Raw genomic sequence first — 9,674 nt, 5'->3', positions numbered from 1 at the left:
AGCACCAGCAGCACCATCAGCCGGAACGGCCGCCCGCGGGCACGCTTGGCCGCCCAGATGGCCAGATATTCGAAAACGCCGGTCTGTTTCAGCACGCCGACGATGATCATCATACCGAGCAGCAGGAAGATGACGTTCCAGTCGATGCCGGAGTGCTCGGAGAAGAACGCCGCCTCGGCGCCGGTGGCGTGGACGGCCAGCATGACGCCCGCGCCGCCGAGCGCGGCGGCGACCCGGTGGATCCGCTCGGTGGCGATCAGCGCGTAGGAGGCCAGGAAGACCGCCACGCTGACCCAGGACAGGACGCTCATGCCGCGGACGTCCGGGCCCGGGCCGCCGGTGCCGGGAGGCGGCGGTCGTCATCGGGCAGGGGAACGCCGGCGGGCAGGTCACGGGTGCGCATGTGAGCACATCCTTCAGGCGACGGGACGGGGATCTGCCGACCAGACTTCCCGGCGCACCTGCAGTGACCGTATCAGGACATCTCGAATCCCGCCGAACCGAAGCGCCCGGGAGGGCGGCGGGCTCAAGGGTCCTGGCCCGCCGGATCGCCCCCCTGCCCCCTGCCCCCTGCCCGGCGGGAGGTCAGGGCGCGAATTCGGTGGACGGTTCGGTGGCGTAGTTCTTCCAGATCGGCGCCATGGTCTCGCGGTTCATGGGCCGGCCGGACTCGACCATGGCCTTGAGGTCGCGGAAGTACTGCACGTACAGGTCCGGAGTGAAGGTGGTGAGCATGACCGCCGGCTCGTCGCCCGGGTTGGCGAAGGTGTGCGGCGCGCCCGGCGGGACGGTGACCCACGTGCCGGGGCCGACGTCGTGGTCGTCCACCCCGATGGTGAAGCGCACGTTGCCCGACAGCACGTAGAAGCCTTCGTCGTGCTGGGCGTGGCGGTGCTGCGGCGGGCCGGGGGTGTGCGGGGGGATGACGACTTCGCCGATTCCCAGGCGGTGATCGGTGTTGCTGCCGTCTTCGAGGATCCGGATCTGTGACGGGCCGTTGGCGATGAGCTCGCCGTCGCCGGGGCCGACGATCGACACCTTGACCATGGGGAGACCTCCCAAAAGTGATTACATCTTGTGTAATCATGACGCTAGCACCGATGAATGCACAATGTGAAGTCGCGTTAGAATCGTGGCATGCCGCGATGGAAACCGGGCGCCGTCGATCGCCTGCAGGCCGCCGCGCTCGAGCTCTTCGACGAACAGGGCTTCGAGCGCACGACGGTCGCCGAGATCGTCCAGCGAGCGGGGCTCACCCAGCGAACGTTCTTCAATCACTTCAGCGACAAGCGCGAGGTGCTGTTCGGGCTGAGCTCGGAGCTGCAGCAGGAGATCATCGGCGAGATCGCGGCCGGCGACGAAGCCTTGCCGCCGCTCGACGTCGTCATGCGCGCGCTGGAGGCCGTCGCCGACAAGATGTTCGAGCATCGCCGGGCCGTGGTGAGGCACCGTTACGCCGTCATCGCCGCCAACCCGGAGCTGCTGGAACGCGAGCTGGGCAAGCACGCCGCGCTCACCGAGGCCATCGCGGCCGCGCTGCGGGCGCGGGGCGGAGATCCGGAAGCCGCATACCTCGCCGCCAGCGTCGCCATGCTCGCCCAGCAGGTGGCCTTCCGGGCCTGGACACGCCCAGGCGAGACCCGGGCCCTGCGCGACCTGCTCCCGGAGGCGCTGAGCTCCCTGCGCGCCACCCTCGGCCACGACCCGGAGGCCCCGCCCCTCCCGGCTTGACGGCCTCCGCCTCGTCGGGGCGCGGTGCCGTCCGCACCGACGAGGCGGCCCAGAGCCCTCCAGGGCCCGGACGGCGGGCATCGCCGCGCGGGCGGGCGTCAACCAGCAGCTCATCTCCTACTACTTCGGCGGCAAACAGGGGCTGCTCGACGAGCTCCGGCGCCGGTGGCGGGAGGCGCAGGCGGAGCTCGTCCCGCCCGGGGCGTCGTTCGCCGAGTCTCTCGGCGCGCAGCTCGACGCGACACTCGATCAGCCCGACTGGGCCAGGCTCGTGGTCTGGCAGGCCCTGGGCGACTGCCCGTTCACCGACGCCGAAGAGGGCGGGCGGGACGCGGAGCGGCAGCGGGAGGCGATGGCGGCGTCAGTGGACAGGACCCGCCGACGCCGGCAGGACGGTGAGATCCGCGCCGGGCTCGATCCCGCGTTCGCGCTCCTGGCCGCCTACGCGATCATCTTCGCGCCCATCACGATGCCGCAGCTGGTCCGCGACATCCTCGGCGGCGACCCCCTCTCACCGGAGACCCGGCGGCTCCTGCGCACCCAGCTCGTCGCACTGCTCACCGAGGATGAGGAGAGGCCCACACCATGATCACTGTCGTCTTCGGCGCCCGGGGCAGCATCGGCCGCCACGTCGCCGCGGGCCTGACCGCGTCGGGCGTGCCGGTCCGGCTGACGAGCAGGACGCCGGACGCCTCTCATGTGGCGGCGGATCTGGAGGTGCCGGAAACGTTGCCCGCCGCCGGCAGGCGGATCCCGATCGAGGTGGTCCCCCCCGAGCAGGCGCGGGCCGACCTGGGCCGGGCGATGCCCGCGATGGGGGTGGAGGCCATCATGCGCGCGTGGACGGCGGGCGCCGAGGCCGTGCCCGAGACCTCCGTCATCGTCGGCAAGCTCACCGGACGACCCGCCCAGACCTTCGCCGAATGGGCGCGAGAGCACGCCGCCGACTTCCGCTGACCACCCCTGATGGCCTGCCTGGGACGCGGATGCCGATTGACCACCTCTCCCGGCCTGCGGGCTCGTCCGCGGTCAGGTGGGCGGGCGGTCGCGGAGCAGGGGGTGGGTGCGCATGGCGACCTCCAGCTCGCCCGGCAGGTCGTCGCGGTAGCGGCCGAGCGTGGACAGGTCGCTGTGACCGAGCACCCGCCGTACCGCGTCCATGTCGACGGCGTCGGCCAGCAGGTGGGTGGCGGTGGTGTGGCGCAGGCCGTGGGGGGTGACCGTGCGCCGCTGGTCGGGGTCCACCCGCCGCTGCACGCGGTCGATCACGGCCTGGACGTCGCCGCGGGCCAGGCGCCGGCCGCGCCAGGACAGCAGCAGCGCCTTGTCCTGCCCGTCCGGCCGTCCGCGCGTGAGGTATTCCTGCAGCACCAGGGCCACGTCGCCGGGCAGTGGCACGTCGCGGGTGCGGCCGCCCTTGCCGAAGATGCGCCAGTAGCGGACGCCGTCGTTGGTGAAGAAGTCTTCGACGTTGGCGCGCACCAGCTCCGACACGCGCGGCCCGACGGTGGTCAGCAGCAGCACGATCACCGCGTCGCGCAGCTCCGTGCGCTGGTCGCGGCGTTTGTTCTGGTCGGCCTGGGCCTGCGGGAGTTCGCGGGCGGCCCCGATCAGCCCTTGGGCCTGCTCGCGGGTCAGGGCCCGGCGCTCCGGCCGCAGCCCGCCGCGTTCCTTGGCGGTCACGGCCGAGCGGGTCATCGGGTTGAGCTGCACCCATCCGGCCAGGGCGGCGTGTTTGAACAGCGCGGAGATCGAGCGCCGGAAGCGTGCCTGTGACGACGGAGACTGTCCTGATCGTGCTCCGGCCCCGCCAGCGCCTCTCGCCCCCGTGCTGCTTGCTCCGGCCCCACCCGCCCTCGCGCCGCTTGCTCCCGCGCCTGCTGCCCCGGCGCCGCCCGCCGCGCGGCCGGCTGTGGTGCGGCCGTCCGGTTTGCGGGCGAAGGCCAGCAGGATCGCGTCCACGTCGGCGCCCGTCAGGTCGTCCAGCACGACGTCGGCCCCGGCCAGCTCCACCAGCGTGCCAACGTCGCGCGCGTAGACCTCGGCCGTGGCGGGGGACAGCGCCCCCGTCAGTGTCCTGGCTCGCACCAGCTCCACATAGCGGTCCGCCGCCTCCGCCACCGTCAACCGGTCGAGCTCCGCAGGCCGCACCGGCAACCCCCTTCTCCTCGCGTCACGAAGATCCAAGGACGACGGTATCGGCCGCCACCGACGAAAAGTCAGATGTCGCGGAAGGTCTCGATCCTGGCGCCCAGGGCGTTCAGCCGTTCGGCCAGGTCCTCATAGCCGCGGTTGATGACGTAGACGTTGCGCAGCACCGAGGTGCCCTCGGCCGCCATCATGGCCAGCAGCACCACCACGGCCGGCCGCAGCGCCGGCGGGCACATCATCTCCGCGCTGCGCCAGCGCGTCGGCCCTTCCACCAGCACCCGGTGCGGGTCCAGCAGCTTGACCGAGGCGCCGAGCCGGGTGAGCTCGGTCAGGTAGATGGCCCGGTTGTCGTAGACCCAGTCGTGGATCAGTGTCGAGCCCTGCGCCGAGGCGGCGATGGCGGCGAAGAAGGGCACGTTGTCGATGTTCAGGCCGGGGAACGGCATGGGGTGGATCTTGTCGATGGGGGAGATGAGCTTCGAGGGCCGCACCGTCAGGTCGACCAGCCGGGTACGGCCGTTGGCCGCCGGGTATTCGCGCCCCCGGTCGTGGTCGAGCCCCATCTCCTCCAGCACCGCGAGCTCGATCTCCAGGAACTCCACCGGCACCCGGCAGATCGTCAGCTCCGAGGAGGTCACCACCGCGGCGGCCAGCAGGCTCATCGCCTCGACCGGGTCTTCGGACGGCGAGTAGTCGACGTCACGCTCGATGGAGGCCAGCCCGTGCACGGTCAGGGTCGTGGTGCCGATGCCCTCGACCCGCACGCCGAGCTGCTCCAGGAAGAAGCACAGGTCCTGGACCATGTAGTTGGAGGAGGCGTTGCGGATGACCGTCACCCCGTCGTGGCGGGCCGCGGCCAGCAGGGCGTTCTCGGTGACGGTGTCGCCGCGCTCGGTCAGCACGATCGGCCGGGCCGGCGCCGCGCCGCGGTCGACCCGCGCGTGGTAGAAGCCGCCGGTCGCGGTGATGTCGAGCCCGAAGTGGCGCAGCGCCGACATGTGCGGCTGCACGGTACGGGTGCCGAGGTCGCAGCCGCCCGCGTACGGGATCTGGAACTGCTCGGTGCGGTGCATCAGCGGCCCCAGGAACATGATCACGCTCCTGGTGCGCCGGGCCGCCTCGGTGTCCATCGCCTCCAGCTCCAGCCGGGCCGGAGGCACGATCTCCAGGTCGCTGCCCTCGTTGATCCACCGCGCCCGCACCCCGATCGAGGCGAGCACCTCCAGGATGCGGTAGACCTCCTCGATCCGGGCGACCTTCCGCAAGATCGTACGGCCGGAGTTGAGCAGCGACGCGCACAGCAGCGCCACGCACGCGTTCTTGGACGTCTTGACGTCGATGCTGCCCGACAGCCGGCGCCCGCCCACCACCCGCAGATGCATCGGCCCGGCGTAGCCGAGCGAGACGATCTCGCTGTCGAGCGCCTCGCCGATACGGGCGATCATCTCAAGACTGATGTTCTGGTTGCCGCGCTCGATCCGGTTGACGGCGCTCTGACTCGTCGCCAGCGCGTCGGCCAGCTGCAGCTGCGTCCATCCGCGATGCTGGCGCGCGTCCCGGATCAGCCGCCCGATCCGCACAAGGTAATCATCTGCCACAACAGCAGACCATATCTCACATATGAGATGCCCCGGTGCCACTGGGGGCCGACGCGCCGGACAACTCCCGATGACGCGCCAGATGCTCCGGCGTCGCCTGCGCCTTCGCCTTGTGCACGAACGCCCGCCGGGCCTCACGGAACCCGCTGCGGTCGTCGAACATGTCGCGGCTCATCTCGGCCAGCTCCTCGGCGCGGTAGGCGTCGAGCGGCTTGCGGCGCTCGTCCACCTCGCGCACCGACCGCCGACCGGCCAGCAACCGATCATAACCCGGATCGGCGGCCAGCCGCTCGGCGTACTCCAGCACCCGCCGCTCGAAGTCCAGCCGCGACCCGCCGAGCGCCCGGTCGGCCAGCCCGCACTCCACCGCCTCGGCCGCCCCGATCGGCAGCGCGTCCTGGGTCAGCCGGCGCGCCCGCTCGGCGCCCACCCGCCGCGGCAGCGTGTACGTCCACAGCTCCGACCCGAACAACCCCATCGTGCGGTAGTGCGGGTTCAGCACCACCGAGTCACGGATGATCACCCGGTCGGCGCCCAGCCCCATCATCACCCCGCCGGCGCCCGCGTTGCCCCCGATCGAGGCCACCACCAGCTGCGTCGTGCACGCCGCGATCTCCCGGCACACCGCGTTGATGGCGTTGATGTTCATCCACGCCTCCAGCTCCGGATGGCGGGCCGCGTCGATCACGTTCAGGTGGATGCCGTTGGAGAACACCTCACCGCCCCGCACCACCAGCACCCGCGTGTCCTGCGCCACCGCGTAGCGCAGCGCCGAGGCCAGCCGCCGGCACTGATCGGTCGACATGGCCCCGTTGTAGAAGTCGAAGCTGACCACGCCGACGCCCTCGCTGCGGTCGTAGGTGATCTCGCTGTAGCCCGACCGCTCCGGCACCTGCGCCACCAGCTCGCCCAGCGCCATCGCCGCAGGCAGCTTGATCGCGCCCTCCTTCTCCAGCCTCAGGTGGCCGACCCACACCGTGCCGTCGCCGGTGTGCACCAGCACCGCGCCCTCACGCCGCGCCGCCACCTGCCCGGGCGTGCCCTCCAGCTCGGGCCCGCGGTAGACGTCGAACACCCGTACCGGCAGGTCGCACAGCCGCGCCCGCCCACCCGGCGCGCCGTCGGCCGCCCGCACCCGCCGCACGATGTCCTGCGTCGGCTCCTCCCAGGAGAACTCCCGGTCGGAGTGCCGCATCGCCCGCCGCAGCCGCCCGCGCACCTCGGGGGAGCGGTAGTCCAGCGGTTCCGGCACGAACGAGGACTCGCCCGCCTTGGCCGCCACCTCGGCCACCAGCTCCACCGCCGCGTCGGCCACCGGCCCGTTGTACAGCGCCGACTTGCGCGGCGGCTCGGCCGGCATCGGGAACGTCCGGAACCCCCAGATCGGGCCCGCGTCCATCTCCTCCACCGCCTGCAGCGCCGTGACCCCCCACTCCGGCTCGGCGTCCGCGATCGCCCAGTCCAGCGAGGAGGGCCCCCGGTCCCCGGGAGGCCCCGGGTGGATGATCACCGTACGGTAGGCCCGCCACAAGCCGTCCGGCACCCGCTCCTTCAGGAACGGGCAGATGATCAGGTCCGGCTTGGCCAGCTCGGCCGCCTCCACCATCGCCTCCTGCGAGACGGCCAGCTCGACGCTCACGTCATGACCGGCCCGGCGCAACTCCAGCCAGGCACGCTGGGTCAGGCCGTTGAAGGAGGAGCAGAGCAGCAAGATACGCAACGCGGGACTTCTTTCCAGGCAGGGGGAGCAGTGGCACCGGGGCGGGGACTACCGGGCGGACAGCCGGTGGTCCCACCGGTCACACCCATTTACGGCAATCCCATATGACCCATACATGTCATCGATGCTGACACGAATCCTCTACTGCTCGTGACGATTCACCGCAAAAAACCGCACCACGCGGACCCAAATGACCCACTTTGCCGGAAAAATCCCGCAGGGTGGGTGGAGCCTCCGCATGCACCCCGGCCGTCCCGCGGCCGAAAATCCCGGCCCGCGCGGGCCGGGCCCGCCGGCCACCGGAGACCCCGCCGGGAGGAACGCGCCGGCGGGCCCGCGAAGGGACTCCACCGTTAGAGGCCCCGCCGAAGGGGCCCGGGCGGGGGAGCTGCCCGGGCCCCCAGCGATGACACGCCCTCCTTGACGAGCGCACCACCCGCGCCGGAGACCCACCCGCTTCGTCACCCCGGCGACGCGGCGTGCTCCGGCACACCCCCAGCATCGCCCCGCGGCCCGTCTTCGCAGGTCACGCCCAGGGCAGGAGTCACCGTCATGGCCTTTGAACAACCCCGCCCAACCGCGATCCAAACCCCCGCCCCCTCAACGACACCCCGCCCGCGCCACGATCCGCCCGCACCCCGTCGCCCAGCGTGACCGCCGGTCCCGGTCAGGACGACGGCTCGGGGCCGAACAGGTGGTCCAGCTGGTAGGCGACGATCTCCATGGCGGCCCGGTGGTCGCGCTGCCCGCTGAGGACACTGGAGGTCAGGCCGTTGGCCAGGGCCAGCAGGGCGGCTACCTCGGTACGCGGGTCACGGCCCGGCGGGATCTGCCCGGCCCGCTGCGCGCCGGCCAGCCGGGCGGTGAGGACGTTCTCCAGCGCGCCGGGCAGGGGCAGCCCGGCCGCGGCGAGCGCCGGGTCGGTGAGCGCGGCGGTGAAGTAGGCGGTCCAGGCCATGGAGTCCAGGCGGCTGTCCTCGTCGCAGGGCACGATCGTGGCCAGGACGGCGGCCAGCACGCCCCGCGCCGTCAGCTCGCCCGCGGCGGCGATGCGCCGCCTGACCCGGCGGTCCATGCGGGCGCCCAGCTCGGCGAGCCCGGATTCGAGCAGGGCCTGTTTGCCGGCGAAGTAGTACTGCACGACGCGCAGCGACACCCCGGCCTCGGCGGCGATCTCCCGCATCGACACCACCCGCAGGCCGCGGGTGCCGGCGCTGCGCAGCAGCGCCTCGGTCAGCCGGCGCCGCCGCGCCTCATGGTCCACCTGCCGGGGCATGCCCGCCACCTTCCCGCCGTCCGTCCCGCGCTTCCCGCCATGATGCTCGCCGTGCCTCTCGCCGTGAGCCGGCCGCCCTGACCGGGTGGCCGGCTCACCGCGGCCCAGACCGCGGTCCAGGCGCCGGCCGAGAAGCCCGCCACGTGCGCGCGCTCGGCTCCTGCCGCGTCCAGGACGTCACCCGGCGCCGCCTGCCCGGCCAGGCCGCCTCGTCCCGCGGCCCGGGCCGCCGGGCGCCTGTGGCGGTCCGCGAAGAAGGCCGCCGGAAGGGGGTTTGAACGGCGATCGCCGCCCCCGCATTAACCGACCATTACCTACTTTGTCGCCTCATAGCGGGCACCGTACTTGGGCTTCTCCTGCCAGCACGGACACTGGAAGCACTCGCACGATGAGTTCTGCGTCGATCGGAGCCGCAGCGGGCCCGCCCGCCGGCTCGAAAGATTCGGGGGACACCAGTGAAACGAGTGCTTCTCGCAGCGGCACTGGCGCTGACCACCGCCACCGCCGGGACCACGGCCGCCTCCGCCCTCACCCCAGAGCCGGAAGGCTCACCGGTGCCGGGCGAGACCACCACCATGCCGGGAGAGACCGAGACCTCACCCGAAGAGACCTCACCTGAGGAGACCGCGCCCGAGGAGACGACGCCGGAGGAGACGGGACCCGAGGAGACGGCGACCGACGAACCCGCCCCGGGCGAGACGACACCGGGGGAGAGCACACCGGGAGCCACCGCGAGCCCGTCCGGCCCCGGCTGCGCGCCACTGGAGGAGAGCCTCACCGGCAGCGCCGACCAGCCCGTCGCCACCGCCCTGTCGAAGGTCACGGACCTGTCCATGCTGTCGGAGGCGATCAAGCAGGCCGGTCTGGAGGAGAAGCTCAACTCCGCCCAGGACATCACCGTCTTCGCACCCGACAACGCCGCCTTCGAGGCCATCCCGAAGGACGCCCGCGACAAGATCATGGCCGACAAGACCATCCTGACCAAGGCCCTGTCCTACCACGTCGTCGAAGGCAAGCTCGGACCCGACGACCTGAAGGAAGGAGCCACGCTCAAGACACTCGAGGGCGGCGAGCTGACCGTCAAGGGCACCGGCGACGACCTGACCGTCAACGACGCCAAGATCGTCTGCGGCAACGTGCCGACCAGCAACGCCACCGTCTACATCGTCGACAAGGTCCTCATGCCCCAGTGAGGCGC

The 9,674-nt window shown here is 71.9% G+C and carries 10 protein-coding genes and 1 pseudogene; 5 read left to right on the top strand and 6 right to left on the bottom strand.

Translation table 11 applies throughout. The features are described 5' to 3' along the window. Together AB0C28_RS32845 and AB0C28_RS32840 are read right to left on the bottom strand one after the other, a co-directional pair. A partial coding sequence (locus AB0C28_RS32845) for an SLC13 family permease (protein WP_358079899.1) occupies positions 1-311 on the bottom strand: 311 nt, incomplete at its 3' end. Between the two features lie 274 nt (positions 312-585). Further along, on the bottom strand, positions 586-1,047 hold the full coding sequence (locus AB0C28_RS32840; RefSeq protein WP_357859497.1) for a cupin domain-containing protein: 462 nt from the start codon (positions 1,045-1,047) through the stop codon (positions 586-588). A gap of 90 nt (positions 1,048-1,137) precedes the next feature. On the opposite strand from AB0C28_RS32840, the gene AB0C28_RS32835 reads away from it, so the two are divergent. The 4 genes and pseudogenes from AB0C28_RS32835 (at position 1,138) to AB0C28_RS32820 (ending at position 2,688) form a co-directional block, all read left to right on the top strand. Next, positions 1,138-1,731 carry a helix-turn-helix domain-containing protein gene (locus tag AB0C28_RS32835; RefSeq protein ID WP_358079898.1) on the top strand — a complete coding sequence of 198 codons (594 nt, stop codon included), beginning with the start codon at positions 1,138-1,140 and terminating at the stop codon, positions 1,729-1,731. A 76-nt stretch (positions 1,732-1,807) separates the two neighbouring features. Then, a pseudogene (locus tag AB0C28_RS32830) lies at positions 1,808-1,876 on the top strand (TetR family transcriptional regulator); the annotation flags it as partial. 126 nt (positions 1,877-2,002) lie between these two features. Beyond that, positions 2,003-2,320, top strand: coding sequence for a hypothetical protein (locus AB0C28_RS32825; RefSeq protein ID WP_358079897.1), 318 nt, complete (start codon positions 2,003-2,005; stop codon positions 2,318-2,320). Further along, complete coding sequence (locus AB0C28_RS32820; protein ID WP_358079896.1) at positions 2,317-2,688, top strand: hypothetical protein; 372 nt, start codon at positions 2,317-2,319, stop codon at positions 2,686-2,688. The genes AB0C28_RS32825 and AB0C28_RS32820 overlap by 4 nt, the downstream gene beginning before the upstream one ends. A 72-nt stretch (positions 2,689-2,760) precedes the next feature. On the opposite strand, the gene AB0C28_RS32815 is transcribed toward AB0C28_RS32820, so the two are convergent. The 4 genes from AB0C28_RS32815 to AB0C28_RS32800 form a co-directional block, all read right to left on the bottom strand. Beyond that, positions 2,761-3,882 carry a tyrosine-type recombinase/integrase gene (locus tag AB0C28_RS32815; protein ID WP_358079895.1) on the bottom strand — a complete coding sequence of 374 codons (1,122 nt, stop codon included), beginning with the start codon at positions 3,880-3,882 and terminating at the stop codon, positions 2,761-2,763. A gap of 68 nt (positions 3,883-3,950) precedes the next feature. Then, complete coding sequence (locus AB0C28_RS32810) at positions 3,951-5,480, bottom strand: UDP-N-acetylglucosamine 1-carboxyvinyltransferase (protein WP_346102029.1); 1,530 nt, start codon at positions 5,478-5,480, stop codon at positions 3,951-3,953. A gap of 16 nt (positions 5,481-5,496) precedes the next feature. Beyond that, positions 5,497-7,200, bottom strand: coding sequence for an enoyl-CoA hydratase-related protein (locus tag AB0C28_RS32805; RefSeq protein WP_358079894.1), 1,704 nt, complete (start codon positions 7,198-7,200; stop codon positions 5,497-5,499). A gap of 667 nt (positions 7,201-7,867) precedes the next feature. Beyond that, positions 7,868-8,476, bottom strand: coding sequence for a TetR/AcrR family transcriptional regulator (locus AB0C28_RS32800; RefSeq protein WP_358079893.1), 609 nt, complete (start codon positions 8,474-8,476; stop codon positions 7,868-7,870). 455 nt (positions 8,477-8,931) lie between these two features. On the opposite strand from AB0C28_RS32800, the gene AB0C28_RS32795 reads away from it, so the two are divergent. Beyond that, positions 8,932-9,669 carry a fasciclin domain-containing protein gene (locus AB0C28_RS32795; protein WP_357859518.1) on the top strand — a complete coding sequence of 246 codons (738 nt, stop codon included), beginning with the start codon at positions 8,932-8,934 and terminating at the stop codon, positions 9,667-9,669. Positions 9,670-9,674: the final 5 nt, after the last annotated feature.

Origin of the sequence: Nonomuraea sp. NPDC048892, assembly GCF_040649735.1 — a bacterium.
Classification (GTDB): Bacteria; Actinomycetota; Actinomycetes; order Streptosporangiales; family Streptosporangiaceae; genus Nonomuraea; species Nonomuraea maheshkhaliensis.
Note: the sequence above shows the minus strand (reverse complement) of the source record. Positions and strands in the feature narration are given on the sequence as shown.